This window comes from Parabacteroides acidifaciens, from assembly GCF_003363715.1.
In the GTDB taxonomy this organism is placed as follows: domain Bacteria; phylum Bacteroidota; class Bacteroidia; order Bacteroidales; family Tannerellaceae; genus Parabacteroides; species Parabacteroides acidifaciens.
Genome location: NZ_QREV01000143.1, coordinates 1 through 543, shown reverse-complemented (window position 1 = coordinate 543; position 543 = coordinate 1). Strand labels below are relative to the sequence as shown.

1 protein-coding gene is annotated in these 543 nt (G+C 41.3%); it reads right to left on the bottom strand.

The window, feature by feature from the left end; genetic code table 11:
• Positions 1–340, bottom strand: a 340-nt coding sequence (locus tag DWU89_RS20565) for a DDE-type integrase/transposase/recombinase (RefSeq protein ID WP_147292179.1), incomplete at its 3' end; no start/stop codon positions are given.
• Between the last annotated feature and the right edge of the window lie 203 nt (positions 341–543).

Sequence of the window (543 nt, the reverse complement as noted above, 5' to 3'; positions counted from 1 at the left end):
TCTTTATCGCTTGTTCTAACGTTTCTTGTGCATTCTTATATTTCAATGAAGAAGAGAACGTCCATCCCATTATCCGATGAGAATAAAGGTCTGTAATCAGGAATAAATAGCAAAAGCCATTCAATGTCCAGATGTAAGTGATATCACTGACCCACACCTGATTAGCAGCCGTTGGAACCACTCCCTTGATCAGATTAGGGTACAAGGGAGCATACGGGTCTGCATAGGTAGTACGGGCCTTACGCCTTTTTATACGCAGCATAAAACCGCTATCTCTCAATAAATTATAGAAGGCATCACGGCCCATCGTAAACTTATCTTTAAAATAAGACTTACACATCTCAAAGAGTTTTTGGCAACCTATACGGGGCGCCTTGGCTCTGACTTCACGAATATATTCTATCACAAATCCCTTAAATGCAAGTTTTGCGAAATCAACTTCATGATGTTGATAATAAGACTGGCGACTAACACCAAACAGTTCGCACAAAGAAGACACTCCATAGGAAGGCTTCTCCCTGCGCAGTCTTACTACTGTTTGGT